We start from the raw sequence: 16,775 nt of genomic DNA on the forward strand, positions 1-16,775 counted from the left end.
GTCTAGTAGCCCAGCCGCTCGACGGAGTGGGCCTGGTGTTGCCAGTTCTTCTCGACCTTGACGAAGAGCTCGAGGAAGACGCCTTCGGGCAGCTGCTCTCGCACGGCGATGCCGACCTTCTTCAGGTTCTCGCCCTTCTTCCCGATCACGATGCCCTTCTGCGAGTCGCGCTCGACGATGATCTCGCAGCGGACCCGGGGCCACTCCCATTCGGTGACGCGGGTTGCGATGGAGTGCGGCAGCTCCTCGCGGGTGACGGCGAGCAGCTGCTCGCGCACGAGTTCGGCCACCCAGAACTCATCGGGCACATCGGTGATCATGCCCTCGGGGTAGAAGTGCGGTCCTTCGGGCATGCGGGAACGGAGGTGGGCGACCAGGGCATCGATGCCCTCGCCGGTCGTGCCCGACACCGGGAACCACGACTCGACGGCCAGCGCCGAGGTGGACTGCAGCTGGGCCAGCACCTGTTCGGGTGACGCGAGGTCGGCCTTGGTGACGACGACGACCGAGTCCTTCGGCAACCGCTCGGCGATGAACGCGTCGCCGCGGCCGTAGGGCGCCGTGGCGTCGAGCACGAAGCACACGACGTCGACCTCGGTGGTGGCCTGGTTCGCGGTCGCATTGAGGCTCGTGCCCAGGGCGGTACGGGGCTTGTGGATGCCCGGCGTGTCGACGAACACGAGCTGCGCGTCGTCGTCGGTGAGCACGCCACGCACCTGCGTGCGGGTGGTCTGCGGCTTGTCGGACACGATCGAGACCTTGTGGCCGAGGATGCGGTTGAGCAGGGTCGACTTGCCCGCGTTGGGCCGGCCCACGAGGGTCACGAACCCCGATCGGAACTCAGCCATGCGCGCCCTCTCGCTGGGCTCTCTGGTCGGCGTCCTCGGGATCGAGAACCGGCGTGAGTCGGACGCGCGTGATGCGACGCCCTTCCATCCGTTCGACCTGGAGGCGCACGCCACCCTCCTCGATCCATTCACCGACGCTGGGAATGTGGCCGAGGGTGTTGAAGATCAGCCCACCCACGGTGTCCCAGTCGCCGTCCTCGATCGCCGAGGGAACCAGGGTGTGGAGCTGATCAACGGGCATGCGACCGTGGACGAGCACCTCGCCGCCGGCGAGTGGTTCGACCAGCGGTTGTTCGATGTCGTACTCGTCGACGATCTCGCCGACCAGCTCCTCGACCACGTCCTCGAGGGTGACGAGGCCGGAGGTGCCGCCGTACTCGTCGACGACGATGGCCAGGTGATGCCGACCGAGCTGCATCTCGCGCAGCAGCGCATCGGCGTGCTTCGTCTCGGGAACGAAGCGGGCCCGACGCATCACCGTCCGCACCTCACGGCTGCCCTGCCCGGCCCGCTCGGCTCGGGTGAGATCCTTGATCAGGCAGACACCGACGATGTCGTCGATTCCGTCGCCGCACACCGGAAGGCGACTGAGCCCCTTGTCGATCGCAAGGTCGAGCACCTCGGTGACCGAACTCGCCGCTGGGCTCGTGACCATGTCGGTGCGCGGCACCATCACCTCGCGCACCACCGTGTCGCCCAGCGCGAAGACGGACTCGATGAGGTCACGCTCCTCTTCCTCGATCGACTCGCCGGCGGCCGCGGCACCGGTGAGCGCGATGAGTTCGTCCTCGGTGACCACGGGCGGTCGGGCGGGCCCGGGAAGGAGCCCGTTGGAGATGCCGTTGAGGGCGCGGCTCGCCCACCGCAACGGTGCGATGAAGAGCACCAGGCGGACCACCGGGGCAGCCCGGCGGGCGGCGATGTCGGGGTGTTGCAGTGCCCACGATCTCGGCATCGCCTCGGCCAGCACGTAGAGCACCATCACCTCGACGGCGACCGCCGCCGCAACCCAGGTGGCCCCGGCCCGATCGACGACCAGCACGGTGACGATCGACGATGCGGCCAGGTGGAAGATGATCCGCAGCAACAGCAACGGCGCCAGACTGGATTCGCGGTCGATGAGCAGATGGGCCAGTGCCCCGGCGCCGGGAACGCCGTCGGACGCAAATGATTCGGCGCGAGCGTGGCTGATGTGGGTCAGCGCGGTCTCGCCGGCCGCCACCAGCGCTGCCATCACGACCAGCACGCCGATGCCGATGACCGCCACGATCAGACCGGTCGTCATGCGGGGGTCCCGGGACGGTGCTGGACCACAGGACGGTGGTGCGCGCCGAGCAGGGCATCCTCGGCCGCCTGCATGCGCACCGTCTCGTCGGCCTCGGCGTGGTCGTGGCCGAGGATGTGCAGCACGCCGTGGACGATGAGCAGCGCCAGCTCGTCGTCGACCGAACCGTCGTGACCGCGGTCGTCGCGGTGATCGGCGGCCTGACGAGCGGCGTAGGCGGGGCACACCACGATGTCGCCGATCAACCGCTCGCCCACGGGATCGTCGTCGTCGGCATCGAGCGGGAACGACAACACGTCGGTGGGCCGATCCTCGTCCATGTGCTCACGGTTGAGCTCGGTCATCACCTCTTCGTCGACGAACAACAGATTGAGCTCGCCCTCGACGACCCCGGAGGCCGCCAGCGAGTCGCCGGCGAGTCGCGACCACCGTCCGACGTCGACGGGCAGGTCGTGCTGTTCGTCGACCGCGACGACGACCGGGCGGCCGCCGTTCGCCGGTTCAGCCATCGACGCCGGCCTTCTCATAGGCGTCGACGATGTCCTGCACGATGCGATGGCGCACCACGTCGCGGCCGGTGAAGCGCACGAAGTCGATGCCGTCGATGCCACCGAGAATCGGTTCGAGGCCGAGAAGCCCGCTGCGACCGGTCTGCACGTCGACCTGGGTGACGTCGCCGGTGATGACCGCCTTGGAGCCGAACCCGATGCGGGTGAGGAACATCTTCATCTGCTCGGGCGTGGTGTTCTGGGCCTCGTCGAGGATGATGAACGACGAGTTGAGCGTGCGACCACGCATGAAGGCGAGCGGGGCCACCTCGACCACACCGCGTTCCATCAGCCGCTCGACGCCGTCCATGCCGACCATGTCGTGGAGGGCGTCGTAGAGCGGCCGCAGATACGGGTCGACCTTGGCCATCAGGTCGCCGGGGAGGAAGCCGAGTCGCTCGCCGGCCTCGACGGCGGGCCGGGTGAGGATGATGCGCTCGACCGCGCCGGCCTGGAGTGCCGCGCACGCCATCGCCACCGCCAGCCACGACTTGCCGGTACCGGCCGGACCGATGCCGAAGGTGATGACATTGCCGTCGATCGCCTCGACGTAGGCCTTCTGCCCGCTCGACTTCGGGCGGATGATCTTGCCCTTGTCGGCCTTGAGGATCTCGTGGGTGAAGACCGCCGAGGGTCGCTCGTCCTGGCGCACCATGTCGATCGTGCGGTCGAGCGAACGCTCGTCGAGGCGTTGACCCTTCTCGGCCAGCACCACGAGCTCCTCGAACAGCGTCTGCACGATCGGCGCGCTCGGACCGCTGAGATGGACCTCGTTGCCGCGCACCGTGACGTCGGTGTCGGGGAAGGCCGCCTCGACGCGACGAAGATGTCGGTCGTGTTCGCCGAGGAGTGCACCCATCAGGTGATTGCCGGGGATGCGGATGGTGATCGCGTGTTCGCTCATCGTTCACCGGGAATGGTACCGGTACCCTCGACCGTCGTGGACGGCGATTCCTCGCAGCAGCCCTTGCGGCTCACCGGCGACGACCCCCTGAGCGGGCTGTCGGCCTGGTTGGCCGAGGGTCGCGTCGACGACGCGGCCGCCGAACGCACCCGTCAGCGATGGCTCGAACGCCAGGCCGCGGCCGATGCGACGGTCGCCGGTGTGCTGCTCGACCTCGCCGAACGCGGCAGTCCCGTCACCGTCCGGACCCTCGGTGGTCGCACCGCACGGGGTCGGGTCGCCGCCCTCGGCGTCGACTTCGTGGCGGTACGCGAGCCGAGCCGCGGCGACGTCGTGATCCCCACGGGCCGGGTGGCGACGGTGCGCACCGCACCCGGCGAGGACCCGACGGTCGGCGACCGGCCACCGACGCTCGATGTCGCACTCGTCGACGCGCTCGTCGAGCTCGCCGTCGATCGTCCGCCCGTGCTCGTCTCTGTCGCCGGCGACGAGCTGCGCGGCGACCTCCACAGCGCGGGCACGGATGTGATCGCACTTCGCCTCGACGCCGTTCCGCCGTCGATCGTCCACGTCGCCATCGCCGCGCTCGATCATCTCGTGCTGAGGGTCGGCTGAGCCCCGACCGGAATCTCAGGAGGCCCGACCGCGGCGCTGACGCTCGAGGAACCGATAGACGTCGAGCAGGTCGATGCCGGGGAACGGGCTGAACTCGCGCGACGACGGGGGCAGGGCCGACAGCACGTGACTGCGCTCGGCCGCCGACGGCCACGCGATGTCGCGCCACTCGTGGACGAGCCCCGGGTCGGGTTCGATCTCCCGGCCGCGCGCGAATTCACGGCGCAGCGTGTCGGATCCCCGAAACGCGGTGGCGTATTGCGACCGCGTGCCGAGCGAGATGGCGTGGGGTGAACGATCCGTCTCGGTCTCGATGTAGGTGGTGCAGAAGTACTCGTCGTCGTCGCACACCGTGAACTGGCTGTGGAGCAAAAAACTCCCGTGGGCATTCCACGCCTGCCGACTCCCCCACTGGCGCGGCACCCGCTGCCCCTCGAGTCCGCCGTCGCTGGCCGCGGGAAAGACGATGCCGTCGTTCTCGTAGGCCTTGTTGATCACGCCCTCGCTGTCGGTGCGCAGGAAGTGGCAAGGAATGTCGAGATGGCGAGTCGCGAGGTTGGTGAAGCGGTGCGCGGCCATCTCGTAGGAGATGTAGAAGAGCTCCTTCAGGTCCTCGACCGAGATGTCCTTCTGCCGTTGCGCGTCGCGGAGGAACTCGACGGCCGGCCCCTCGGGGGCGAGCACCGCCGCAGCGAAGTAGTTCGACTCGATCCGCTGCCGCAGGTACTCCCCGAAGTCGGTGGTGTCGACGTGCTGGAGCACGAAGTGACCGAGGGTTTGGAGCACCACCGAACGGGCCTGGCGAATGCGTAGACCACCCTGATCGGGGATGAAGATGATCTTGTCGCGGGTGTCGGTGATGCTGCGGGCGGTGCGGGGGATCGACCCGACCCGCTCGATGGTGAAGCCGTGGATCGCGGCGATCTCGGTGAGGACCCGCTCGCTGATCGGCCCCGACCCGCCGTACCCGGCGCGCCGCAGGGTGGCGTTGGCGACCGCTTCGATCTCGGCGAAATAGTTGTCGCGGGCGCGCATCTCGGTTCGCAAGGCGCTGTTGGCGGCACGGGCGTGATCCGCGAAGCGCCGGTGATCAGGTGAGGGCGGAGCCGGCTCGTCGTGGTCGGCCACGAGAGTCCACAGCGTCAGTACGTGCTCGAGCACGTCATCGCTGATCTTGGCCGACGGCTTGAGGTACGGCAGGCCGAGCGCCGCATAGCGAGGGTCCTCCTGGGCGCGGGCCACGCCGATCTCGAGCTCGGCGCGGCGATCGGGCGGGGCGGGGTCGAGCAGGTCGGCGGTGGTCGTGTCGAGCGCCTCGGCCAACTCACCGAGGAAGCTCAGCTTCGGCTCGACCTTGCCGTTCTCGAGCTGGCTCAGATACGGGGCCGGCCGCCCCACGAGATCACTGATGTCGGCCAGCGTGGCATCACGTCGGCGCCGGGCGTCGCGAATGCGCGCGCCGAGCACGAGGGGGTCGAAGTCGTCGGCCATGAGCAAAGAATTGCAGATCTTTCGATACTTGTGAAGGCGGACCCCAAAATTTGTTCCATACATGTCTTGTTTTGTGGTCGAAGAACCGGCAAACTTCCTGTCCAGTCGAGATCGACCGACGGAGGGAGCGAGCATGCACACACCAGCGTTCCCGAATCCTGCCCTCCCGAACCCGGCGTGCGCGGCGCACCCGCTCGCCGCCACGATCCTCACGCCTGAAGCGCGCGAGTTCCTCGGGGCCCTGCATCAGCGGTTCGAACCCACCCGGCGGGCGCTGCTCGCCGCCCGTGAGGAACGCCAACGGTGTACCGACCGGGGTTTGCGGCCGTCGTTTCGGCCCGACACCGCCCACATCCGCTCGGGCGGATGGACCGTCGCCAGCGCGCCGGCCGACCTCACGAACCGACGGACCGAGATCACCGGTCCCGTCACCCGCGACTTCATGGTCCGGGCACTCGAGAGCGGCGCCGACGTCTTCATGGCCGACTTCGAGGACGCCACGGCGCCCACGCTCGACAACATCCTCGAGGGGCAGGCCAATGTCGCGGCCGCGTATCGCGGCGAGCTGACCCCGCCGCCCCACGCCACCACCTTGATGGTGCGGACCCGGGCGTGGCACCTCGTCGACAAACACCTCACCGTCGACGGCGAGCCGATGGCGGCGGCCCTCGTCGACTTCGGGCTCTGCGTCTTCCACAACGCGGCGCCGGCCGCGGCCCGGGGCACCGGGCCCTACTTCTACCTGCCCAAGGTCGAGGGCCAGGCCGACGCCGAGCTGTGGAACGACGTGTTCGACTTCGCCGAGGCTGAGCTCGCGCTGGGCCCGGGCACCATCCGGGCGACGGTGCTGGTCGAGACGATTCTCGCCGCGTTCGAGATGGACGAGATCCTCTACGCACTGCGTGATCACATCACCGGCCTCCACACCGGCAACTGGGACTACCTCTTCAGCGTGGCCAAGACGTTTCGTGAGGACCCGGCGTTCGTGTTGCCCGATCGCGACCGGATCTCGGTGACCACGCCGTTCATGCGGGCGTTCACCGAGCTCCTCGTCGCGACGTGCCACCGCCGCGGCGCCCATGCGATCGGCGGCATGTCGGGCGTCATCCTCGGCGACGGCCCCGAATCCGCGCACGACGAACGCATCGCCGGTGCACTGCGCAAGGTCACCGTCGACAAGCGACGCGAGGCCGGCGACGGTTTCGACGGCACCCGCATCGCCCACCCTGGCCTGGTGCCGGTCGCCCGGGCCGAGTTCGACAAGGTGCTCGGAAAGAAGCCGAACCAGGTCGCCCGACAGCGAGACGACGTCTACGTCACGGCCGACGATCTCCTCACGCTCCCCGGGTCCGACGGCGCCATCACGCTCGAAGGTGTGCGCACCAACATCCGCATCGTCATCCGCTATCTGGGCGAATGGCTCGCCGGAACGGCGGCCGTCGCCATCGACGATCACCTCGAGGACACGGCCATGGCCGAGGTCTGCCGGGCCCAGCTGTGGCAATGGCGTCGCCACGGCGTCGAGGTCGCCGACGGCCAGGCGCTCGACGATGACCTGCTCCACTCGCTCATCGACGAGGAGTTCACCGCCCTTGAAGCCGACCTCGGCCCCGATCGCTGGTCGGCCGGCCGCTACGGCGACGCCTGCGACCTCCTCCGCACCCTCTGCTTCGCCCCCGCCTCCGACTACCCCGAATTCCTCACCATCCCCGCCTACGACCTCCTCTAACCCGTCCCACCGTCCCAAAGGTGTCAGACACCTGTCCCGCCGGTGTCAGACACCTGTCCCCGCCCTATCCCTCAACCCCAATCTCACCATCTCAACACGAGATCCCGATAACCAGGAGAAAGCAATGAACCCGAGCTTCGCCGAACAGGTGGCCGCCCTTCAGAAGGACTGGGACGAGAACCCCCGGTGGAAGGGCGTACAGCGGGACTACACCGCCGAGGACGTCGTGCGGCTGCGCGGCTCCGTGATGCCCGAGCACACGCTCGCCCGCCAGGGCGCCGAGAAGCTCTGGGACCGCATCAACAACATGGACTACGTCCACGCGCTGGGCGCCATGACCGGTGGCCAGGCGATCCAGTACGCCAAGGGCGGCCTCCCCGCCATCTACCTCTCCGGTTGGCAGGTCGCGGGCGATGCGAACCTCGCCGGGCAGGTCTACCCGGACCAGTCGCTCTACCCGGCCAACTCGGTGCCGTCGGTTGTGTCGCGCATCAACAACGCGCTGCGCCGCGCGGACCAGATCGAATGGGCCGAGACCAGCGGTAGCCCGTCGATCGACTACATGCTGCCGATCGTGGCCGACGCCGAAGCCGGCTTCGGCGGGCCGCTCAACGCCTACGAGCTCATGAAGTCCATGATCGAGTCCGGCGCGGCCGGTGTGCACTGGGAAGACCAGCTCAGCTCGGCCAAGAAGTGCGGCCACATGGGCGGCAAGGTCCTCATCCCGACCCAGCAGCACGTGACCACCCTGAACGCAGCCCGTCTCGCCGCCGACGTCGCCGGCACGCCGACGATCGTCCTTGCCCGCACCGACGCGCTGGCCGCGAACCTGTTGACGACCGACGTGGACGAGCGTGATCAGGAGTTCCTCACCGGCGAGCGGTCCGCCGAGGGCTTCTACTACACCGAGCCCGGCATCAAGACGCCGATCAAGCGTGCGCTGGCCTACGCGCCCTACGCCGACCTGATCTGGTGCGAGACCGGCACGCCGGACCTCGAGCAGGCCCGTGAGTTCGCCGAGGCCGTCAAGGCCGAGTACCCGGACCAGATGCTGAGCTACAACTGCTCGCCGTCGTTCAACTGGAAGGCGCACCTCGACGACTCGACGATCGCCAAGTTCCAGAAGGAGCTCGGTGCAATGGGCTACGCGTTCCAGTTCATCACCCTCGCCGGGTGGCACGCACTCAACGCGTCGGCCTTCGATCTGGCCCGTGGCTACACCGCCAACGACATGACCGCCTACGTCGAGCTACAGGAGCGCGAGTTCACCATGGAGCCGGACGGCTACACCGCCACGAAGCACCAGCGTGAGGTCGGCGCCGGTTACTTCGACGACATCGCCACCGTCGTCTCCGGCGGCACCGCGTCGACGCTCGCCCTCGCCGGCAGCACCGAGGAAGAGCAGTTCCACTAAGCCGGGTCCGCCAGACCCCGCTTCTCGAGGCGACTTGACCACCCTTGCGGTGGTCAAGTCGCCTCAATTTCGGGGGTGTTGGGGAGGAGCTTGAGGGACGGGCGGTGGTGCCGACAGGAACCCGATGTTTCGCACCCTCCCTCTTCGCGTCATCGCGGCGGCGCTGCTCGTCGGCTGCGCCGTGATCGGGGGATCGCTGCTCGGCCACGAGGGTGACATCACCGGTCTCGTCAAGTTCGGCTCGGCACCCGACGCCCAGCCCATCACCGAGCACGTCGAGGCCGAGATGGGCCGCGAGATCGCCACGGTCGACGCCGAGGGCCACGACGGGAAGTACTTCTATCTCCAGGCGCTCGACCCGCTGTATCTCACGCCCGACCGCCACGCCGCGCTGCTCGACCGTCCGGTGTACCGCGGGCAGCGCATGCTCTTCCCGCTCGTCGCCGGCGCCGGCGGCCTCGTGCCACCGACGGCACTGCCGTGGACCATGGCGATCACCAACCTGTTCGCCATCGCGCTCGGCACCGCGGCGACGGCCCGGCTCGCTCGTCGTCTCGGAGGCAGCGAGTGGTGGGGCCTCGCCTTCGCGCTCAACGTGGGGATCATCTTCGAGTTCGACATCAGCGGCGCCGGCATCCTGGCGTTCGCGGCCGCGCTCTGGGGCACGGTCGCGTTGGAGGAGCGCGACGACCGCCGGGCCGCGGTGTGGTTCACGGTCGCCGTACTCGCTCGCGAGGTGATGTTCCTCTACCTCGCCGGCGCCTTGCTGCTCCGATTGGTTCGCACCCGCCGGATTCCCTGGCTGATCGGCATTCCCCCGACGATCGCGGCCGGCGCGTGGGCCGTCTACCTCCGCCTGCGTCTCACCTCGGGCAGCGGGGTCGACGAGGTCCAGGAGTTCGGCCCGCCCTTCGGCGGCATGGCGGGTGCCTATGAGAACTGGATCGAGAACCCGGTCGACCTCGCCGTCATCCTCGCGCTCATCGCGATCATGCCGATGCTGATCGTGCGGGCAATCCGCCGCCCCACCTACCTGACATGGGGGTCACTCGGGTTCGTGGTGCTCGCCGTGTTCTTCAGCCGTCAGGTCTGGTGGCGCTTCTTCGACATCTCCCGAGCGATCGCGCCGGTGCTCACCGCCTACCTCGTGGCCACATTCGCCGCGCCGGACGAACAACCGAGCGACGACCCGACCCCGACGACAGCCGAATCCACCGCCGCGGTCTGAGCACCACCTGTGCCACGCTGAACCTGCGATGAAGACGCAGATCCACGACACCCTGCCCCACACCCTCCCGCCCGCCGATTCGCACCCGTATCGATCGGGACCGTGGCGGCCGCAACATGTCGAGTACGACGCGTGGGACCTCGACGTCGAAGGGCACATTCCCGACGATCTCAACGGGGTCTACATCCGCAACACCGAGAATCCGTTGCACCCGCCGATCGAGCGTTACCACCCCTTCGACGGCGACGGCATGTTGCACTCGATGTCGTTCGAGGCCGGCCAGGCCCGCTACGCGAACCGCTTCGTTCGTACCGATGGCCTCGAACGGGAACTCGCGGCCGGCGAGTCATTGTGGGCCGGGCTCGCCGAGTTGCCGGCGAGCGCCAAGGCCGACCACACCATCGGTGCCCGGCCCCGCATGAAGGACGCGGCGAGCACCGATGTGGTGATCCAGGGCGGTGACGCCCTCGCCAGCTTCTACATGTGCGGTGACCTGTATCGGGTCGACCCGATCACGCTCGCACCACGGGGCAAGGCGACCTGGAACGGCGCGTTCCCCGCCGAGGGCGTGTCCGCCCATACGAAGGTCGACGAGTCCACGGGTGAACTGCTGTTCTTCAACTACGGCACCGAGGCCCCCTACATGCACTACGGAGAGGTCTCCGCAGAGGGTGAGCTCACGAACTACATCGACGTGGTGCTACCCGGGGCCCGACTCCCCCACGACATGGCCTTCACCGAGCACTACGCGATCGTCAACGACTGCCCGCTGTTCTGGGAACCGGAGGCGATGGCGGCCGGCATCTACGCTCCTCGATTCCATCCGGAACTGCCGACCCGCTTCGGCATCATCCCCCGCGGCGGATCGAGCGACCAGGTGCGCTGGTTCGAGGCCGATCCGACCTTCGTACTCCACTGGGTCAACGCGTACGAGGACGGCGACGAGATCGTGCTCGACGGGTTCTTCCAGCAGAACCCATCGCCACGACCACGGCCCGAGGCCACGTTCGAGGAGAACCTCTACCGCTATCTCGACCTGCACCAGATGAAGTCGATCCCCTACCGCTGGCGATTCGACCTCACGACCGGACGGACCACCGAGGGTCCGCTGAGCGACCAGATCCTCGAGTTCGGCATGATCAACGGGCGCCACGGCGGCCGCCCGTATCGCTACAGCTACGACGCACTTCCTGCGGCCGGCTGGTTCGGTTTCGAGGGAGTCGTGAAGCACGATGTCGAATCCGACACCATGGTCACCCATCGCCTTCCCGACGGCGTCTTCGCGAGCGAGACGGTCATGGCACCCCGACCCGGCTCGACGGCTGAGGACGACGGCTACCTGATCACCTTCACAGTGGATCTCGTGAACGACCGCTCGCAGTGTCTGATTCTCGACGCGACCGACCCCGCCACTTCGCCGATAGCGGCGATCACCCTGCCGGAACGGATCTCCAGCGGCACCCACGCGTGTTGGGCTGGCGCGGCCCGGCTCCCCGTCGCCCGCTAGCGTCCTGCCATGGCAGCGACGCAGCAGACGACCTCTGATCCGATCCTCGACGAACTCCAGGCGTGGCTCGAAGAGAACTGGGACCCGGATCTGACCCTGGGCGACTGGTGGGAACGCCTCGGTCTCTCGGGTTGGTGCGCACCGACCCTGCCGACCAACGCCTACGGCAAGGGGCTCTCCCGCAGCGATTCGAACAGGATCGGCAAGACCATCGCCGAGCACGGCGCGGTCGGCGCCCCCGGCGGGCTGGGTCTCCTCCTCGCCGCTCCCACGATCGCCACCCACGGCACCCAGGAGCAGATAGACCTCTACGTCCGCGAGATCGTCACCGGTCAGAAGGCGTGGTGTCAGCTGTTCTCCGAGCCGGGCGCAGGGTCCGACCTCGCCGGGCTCACCACCAAGGCCGAGCTCGACGGTGACGAGTGGATCGTCACCGGCCAGAAGGTGTGGACCTCGCTCGGCCAGACCGCCGACATGGGCATGTTGATCGCCCGTACCAACCCGGACGCGCCCAAACACCAGGGCATCACCTGGATGGCGTGCGACATGCACCAGGAGCAGGTCGACCTGCGTCCGCTCGTCGAGATGACCGGCCACGCGATGTTCAACGAGGTGTTCCTCACCGAGGCCCGCGTGCCCGACAGCGCGGTGATCGGCGGCGTGAACAACGGCTGGGCGGCCACCAACACCACGCTGGCCAACGAACGAGCCGGCCTCGGGGCCGGTGGTGGTGGCGGCGGCTCCGGCCTGACGCCGGGCACGATCGCGAAGATGCTCGACAAGCGGGCCGGCGACTTCGCGCCCGATCCGGCCAAGGCGAGCAAGGGCCAGGGCCCCCGACAGCGGGCCGGATCGTCGATGATGACCGACCTGGCTCGCGCCGTCGGCATGAACACCGACCCCGTGATCCGCCAGGACCTCGTTCGCCTCCACATCATGAACCGGCTCGGGCAGATGAACACCGACCGGCTCAAGGCCGCGAAGATGGCCGGCAAGGACATCCCGGGCATGGCCAACATCGCGAAGCTGGCGATGAGTGACCTCGTGCGTCTCAATCGCGATCTCGGACTTCAGCTCGTGGGCCCGGCCGGCACGCTCCACGGCTACACCGCCGAGCAGTCGGAGGCGCTCAACGAGGCCACCGGCAACCCCATGCTGCCCTTCGTCACCGGTGGTGCGCTCTACGCGCAGGCGCCGCCCATCTACGGCGGCACCGACCAGATCCAGAAGAACATCATCGGTGAACGGGTCCTCGGCCTGCCCAAGGAACCCGGCGACTTCAAGACGACGCCGTTCTCCGAGCTGCCGAAGAACGCCTGAGCCGCTCAGACCTCCGAGGTCACGCCTCGATAGGTGACGGTCCGGCTGGGTTCCTTCGAGCCGAGGCGAGGAAGGTCGTCCTCGTAGCCGAGCACGATCAGCCGGTCGCCGATCGCCAATCGGAGATCTGACCGGGGATGCATGACGGTGGTCCCGTCGACGCGGCGCACGGCGATGATCAGGTAGCCGTAGGCGCCGCGCACCTCGATGTCCCCGATGACCCGGTTGGCCAACGGCGACGACGACTGCAGCTCGATCTCGTCGAACTCGAGACCGAGCTGGACGAGGTCGAGGTCGCCGGACGAGCCGATGGAGTCGAGCATCTCCTCGGCGCTCGGCCGCACGATCAGCTGCGAGATGCGGGTCGCACCGATGTCGGTCGGGAGGACCACCTGGTCGGCTCCACAGGTCCGCAGCTTCGACTCGGTGTGGCGATTCTCCCCGCGGGCGAGGATCGTGATGTCGGGGTTCATCGCCCGCGCTGTCAGGGTCACGAAGACGTTGGTGGCGTCGGCGGACAGCACGGTGGCCAGAACCGAAGCCCGGTCGATGCCTGCAGCCATGAGGACGTCCTCATCGGCGGCGTCACCCGAGATGACCAGCTCGTAGCGCTCGCGGGCCCGCTCGACGGCCCCCGGGTCCTCGTCGATGGCGACGAAGCGGTGGCCGACCGCGTGCAGTTCTGCCGCGAGCGACGCCCCCATGCGGCCCAGACCACAGATGATCGTGTGTCCCTCCATTCGGGCGATCTCCTTTCGTGTCTTCCTGGCGCCGAACGCGCGGTTGAGTTGGCCGTCGATCACCATCTGGATGAATCCGCCGACCGTGTAGATCACGGCGCCGTAGCCGGCGACGATCACGAAGCCGGTCAGCCCGCGCAGCGCCAGGGTGTCGATCGGTCGGACCTCGCCGTAGCCCACGCCGAAGATGGTGATGACCACCATGAACATCGCATCGGGCAAGGACCAGCCGGCGGCGAGATAGCCGACCGCACCGGCGACACAGACGCCGACCAGCACGCTGACCCCGGCCAGCATCTTCCGCACGGATTCAGCGATCGGCGGTCCGACTTCGGTGCCGTCAGTCTTCGCGGTCATCGCTGCACGACGTCGTCTCTCCGGGGTCTCGGTCTATGGTGGAGGTTCCGTGTTTCCGGACGATTGCCGACCACTTGTGAGTTCCTGCCCCCCGAGCGGGATGAGTGATTCCACCGTGTTACGGCTCGGAGAACAGCCCGTCGCAGCGGCGGGCTTCGCACGCGAGCTGGCTAACTTCCGGCCAATCGACTCGAGAGAGAGAAATCAGACATGAGCGGCAACGAGATCAGGCTCCAAGCGATCAACTCGGTGACCAACCGCGGCGTCGTGCCCGACGGCGCACCCGGCGCGCCGCTCAGCGAGATCTGGGGATGCGACGTCTTCAACCTCGCGACGATGGAGGAGTCACTGTCGAAGAACGCCTTCAAGGCGATGAAGGCCGCCCGTCAGACCGGCACGCCGCTCGATCAGGCGACGGCCGATGTGGTCGCCGCAGCGATGAAGGACTGGGCCATCGCCAAGGGCGTCAAGTTCTTCTCCCACATCTTCTATCCGCTCACGAACATCACGGCGGAGAAGCACGACGGCTTCATCGTCCTCAACTCCGACGGCCACGCCATCACCGAGTTCACCGGCAGCCTGCTGCGCAAGGGCGAGCCCGACGGTTCGTCGTTCCCCAACGGAAGCCTGCGGGCCACCAATGCGGCCCGCGGCTACACCGCGTGGGATCCGACGAGCCCCGCCTACGTGATGCAGACCGCCAATGGCGCCACCCTGATGATCCCGTCGGTCTTCATGTCGTGGACCGGCGAGTCGCTCGACAAGAAGATCCCCCTTCTGCGTTCGAACGCAGCGATGAGCCGCGCCGCTGAGCGCGTGTTGACCCTGATGGGCGAAACCGACATCGAGCCACTCAGCGCGAGCTGTGGTGCCGAGCAGGAGTACTTCCTCATCGACGCCCACTTCGCGCACAGCCGCCCGGATCTCCTGCTGACGGGGCGCACGCTCTTCGGAGCGCCGTCACCCAAGGGCCAGGAGTTCGACGACCACTACTTCGGCGCGATTCCGGAGCGGGTCCAGGTCTTCATGCAGGACTTCGAGGACAAGCTCTTCCGCCTCGGTATCCCGGCCAAGACCCACCACAACGAGGTCGCCCCCGGCCAGTTCGAGATCGCGCCGTACTACGAGTCGGCCAATGTCGCCGCCGACCACCAGCAGCTGCTGATGACGGTGATGCAGGCGACGGCGACGGCGCACGGGTTCGTGTGTCTCCTCCACGAGAAGCCCTTCGCCGGTCTCAACGGATCGGGCAAGCACGTGAACTGGTCGGTCGGCAACTCGACCCAGGGCAACCTGCTCGATCCGGGCCGCACACCCAACGAGAACCTGAACTTCCTGCTGTTCTGCGGTGCCGTCATCCGCGGCGTCCATCTCTTCGGTCCGCTACTACGCGCCGTCATCGCCTCGGCGAGCAACGATCACCGGCTCGGTGCCAACGAGGCACCGCCGGCGATCCTGTCGCTCTACCTCGGCGAGCAGCTCGAGGCGGTGTTCGACGACATCAAGACCGGCAAGACGTCGGCGCTGGCCGAGAGCGGCACGATGGACCTCGGCCTGGCCGAGATTCTGTCGTTCACCCGAGACCCGGGCGACCGCAACCGCACCTCGCCGTTCGCCTTCACCGGCAACCGCTTCGAGTTCCGTGCGGTGGGGTCGGCACACTCCGTCGCCGGCCCGCTCGTGGCGATGAACACCATGCTCGCCGATGCGCTCGAGTGGATCGGCGACAAGCTCGAGGCCGAACTCGACGCCGGCTCCTCGAAGTCCGCGGCGGTCGCCGCCGTGCTCAAGGAGCTCATGGATCTGCACGGCGACGTCATCTTCGGCGGCGACGGCTACTCCGAGGAATGGCATCGCGAGGCCGTCGAAGAGCGTGGTCTACGCAACCTCCCGACGACGGCCGATGCGCTGCCGGTGCTGATGGAAGACGATGTCGTCGCCCTGTTCGACCGCACCGGTGTGCTGTCGCCAGTCGAGCTCGAGAGCCGCTACGAGGTCTACGCAGAGCAGTACTGCCTCTCGATCGCGGTGGAGGCGAAAGTGGTGGTCGAGCTCGCGAAGACCGCTCTCTACCCCGCCACGATGTCATACCTGTCGAATCTCGCCAGCACGATCCAGCAGACATCCTCGTTGGGCATCAAGCTCAACACGTCGGTGGTGGCAACGATCGCCGGCGAGGCCGATGCGATGCTGGTGGCCGCCGACGACCTCGCCGAGGCCATCGAGGTCCACGACTTCGACACGCCGGAAGCGCACATGCGCTACGGCGCCGACACCCTTCGTCCGCTGATGGACGAAGTGCGGCGCCATGCCGACACGCTCGAGACGCTCGTGGCCGATCAGTACTGGCCGCTCCCCAAGTACCGGGAGATGCTGTTCATCAAGTGACCGGGGCGGCCAGGGTGGCACCCCCGACAGGACTCGAACCTGCAACCTGCGAGGTAGAAGCTCGCTGCTCTATCCAGTTGAGCTACGGGGGCGAGATAAGGGTAGGCCGCGGTGCGCTCGGCCCGGTACACTCCTCCTTCGCCTGACCCCTCGGGGTCGGCAGTTGGCTTCGGCCGACATGGTGGGCGTAGCTCAGTTGGTTAGAGCGCCTGGTTGTGGTCCAGGAGGTCGGGGGTTCGAATCCCCTCGTTCACCCGTAGAATTTCTCTCCGGAGCAATTCCTGCACCTCTAGCTCAATTGGTAGAGCATCGGACTCTTAATCCGCAGGTTCTGGGTTCGAGTCCCAGGGGGTGTACCACGAGAAACCCCAGGTCAGGCCCGTTGTGCGGGCGGCCTGGGG

Annotated in this window: 13 protein-coding genes and 3 tRNA genes; 9 read left to right on the top strand and 7 right to left on the bottom strand. The window is 67.7% G+C overall.

Annotated features, from left to right (window positions below; translation table 11 throughout):
* Window positions 1–2 precede the first annotated feature (2 nt).
* The 4 genes from era to RIB98_00480 are packed head-to-tail and all read right to left on the bottom strand — an operon-like array spanning window position 3 to window position 3,585.
* Window positions 3–848, bottom strand: a complete 846-nt coding sequence (gene era / locus RIB98_00465; GenBank protein ID MEQ8839430.1) for a GTPase Era — start codon at window positions 846–848, stop codon at window positions 3–5.
* Entirely contained in the window at window positions 841–2,133 is a 1,293-nt protein-coding gene (locus RIB98_00470) for a hemolysin family protein (GenBank protein ID MEQ8839431.1), read from the bottom strand. The genes era and RIB98_00470 overlap by 8 nt, the downstream gene beginning before the upstream one ends.
* Window positions 2,130–2,642, bottom strand: a complete 513-nt coding sequence (gene ybeY, locus RIB98_00475; protein MEQ8839432.1) for an rRNA maturation RNase YbeY — start codon at window positions 2,640–2,642, stop codon at window positions 2,130–2,132. Before ybeY ends, RIB98_00470 begins: the two co-directional genes overlap by 4 nt.
* Window positions 2,635–3,585, bottom strand: coding sequence for a PhoH family protein (locus RIB98_00480; protein ID MEQ8839433.1), 951 nt, complete (start codon window positions 3,583–3,585; stop codon window positions 2,635–2,637). The genes ybeY and RIB98_00480 overlap by 8 nt, the downstream gene beginning before the upstream one ends.
* Before the next feature lie 36 nt (window positions 3,586–3,621).
* Here RIB98_00480 and RIB98_00485 point away from each other — a divergent pair, with 36 nt between their 5' ends.
* A complete protein-coding gene (locus RIB98_00485) occupies window positions 3,622–4,200 on the top strand; it encodes a hypothetical protein (GenBank protein ID MEQ8839434.1) in 579 nt (192 codons plus the stop codon).
* Window positions 4,201–4,215: 15 nt separating this feature from the next.
* Here the strand turns inward: RIB98_00485 and RIB98_00490 are convergent, their stop codons facing one another.
* A complete protein-coding gene (locus RIB98_00490; protein MEQ8839435.1) occupies window positions 4,216–5,691 on the bottom strand; it encodes a helix-turn-helix domain-containing protein in 1,476 nt (491 codons plus the stop codon).
* Window positions 5,692–5,824: 133 nt separating this feature from the next.
* On the opposite strand from RIB98_00490, the gene aceB reads away from it, so the two are divergent.
* The 5 genes from aceB to RIB98_00515 all read left to right on the top strand — a co-directional run bounded on the left by aceB (window position 5,825) and on the right by RIB98_00515 (window position 12,889).
* Window positions 5,825–7,420 carry a malate synthase A gene (aceB, locus tag RIB98_00495; GenBank protein ID MEQ8839436.1) on the top strand — a complete coding sequence of 532 codons (1,596 nt, stop codon included), beginning with the start codon at window positions 5,825–5,827 and terminating at the stop codon, window positions 7,418–7,420.
* Window positions 7,421–7,544: 124 nt separating this feature from the next.
* On the top strand, window positions 7,545–8,834 hold the full coding sequence (gene aceA / locus RIB98_00500; protein MEQ8839437.1) for an isocitrate lyase: 1,290 nt from the start codon (window positions 7,545–7,547) through the stop codon (window positions 8,832–8,834).
* A gap of 124 nt (window positions 8,835–8,958) precedes the next feature.
* Window positions 8,959–10,062: a hypothetical protein gene (locus RIB98_00505; protein MEQ8839438.1), complete on the top strand. Its 1,104-nt coding sequence runs from the start codon at window positions 8,959–8,961 to the stop codon at window positions 10,060–10,062.
* Between the two features lie 28 nt (window positions 10,063–10,090).
* The gene (locus RIB98_00510) at window positions 10,091–11,569 is read left to right on the top strand and encodes a carotenoid oxygenase family protein (GenBank protein ID MEQ8839439.1); all 1,479 of its coding nucleotides are present in this window, start codon (window positions 10,091–10,093) and stop codon (window positions 11,567–11,569) included.
* A gap of 9 nt (window positions 11,570–11,578) precedes the next feature.
* Window positions 11,579–12,889: an acyl-CoA dehydrogenase family protein gene (locus tag RIB98_00515; GenBank protein ID MEQ8839440.1), complete on the top strand. Its 1,311-nt coding sequence runs from the start codon at window positions 11,579–11,581 to the stop codon at window positions 12,887–12,889.
* Window positions 12,890–12,894: 5 nt separating this feature from the next.
* Here RIB98_00515 and RIB98_00520 read toward each other — a convergent pair whose 3' ends face one another.
* Window positions 12,895–13,986 carry a potassium channel protein gene (locus tag RIB98_00520; protein MEQ8839441.1) on the bottom strand — a complete coding sequence of 364 codons (1,092 nt, stop codon included), beginning with the start codon at window positions 13,984–13,986 and terminating at the stop codon, window positions 12,895–12,897.
* A gap of 210 nt (window positions 13,987–14,196) precedes the next feature.
* On the opposite strand from RIB98_00520, the gene RIB98_00525 reads away from it, so the two are divergent.
* Window positions 14,197–16,374 (top strand): glutamine synthetase III, encoded by a 2,178-nt coding sequence (locus RIB98_00525; GenBank protein MEQ8839442.1) that lies wholly within the window; start codon window positions 14,197–14,199, stop codon window positions 16,372–16,374.
* Between the two features lie 15 nt (window positions 16,375–16,389).
* Here the strand turns inward: RIB98_00525 and RIB98_00530 are convergent.
* A tRNA-Arg gene (locus tag RIB98_00530) sits at window positions 16,390–16,466 on the bottom strand.
* Window positions 16,467–16,555: 89 nt separating this feature from the next.
* Between RIB98_00530 and RIB98_00535 the strand changes: the two genes are divergently transcribed.
* Both RIB98_00535 and RIB98_00540 read left to right on the top strand, forming a co-directional pair.
* Window positions 16,556–16,629 (top strand) — tRNA-His (locus RIB98_00535).
* A 28-nt stretch (window positions 16,630–16,657) separates the two neighbouring features.
* Window positions 16,658–16,733, top strand: a tRNA-Lys gene (locus RIB98_00540).
* The last annotated feature ends 42 nt before the right edge of the window (window positions 16,734–16,775 follow it).

It is taken from the genome of Acidimicrobiales bacterium (assembly GCA_040219515.1).
Lineage (GTDB): Bacteria > Actinomycetota > Acidimicrobiia > Acidimicrobiales > Aldehydirespiratoraceae > JAJRXC01.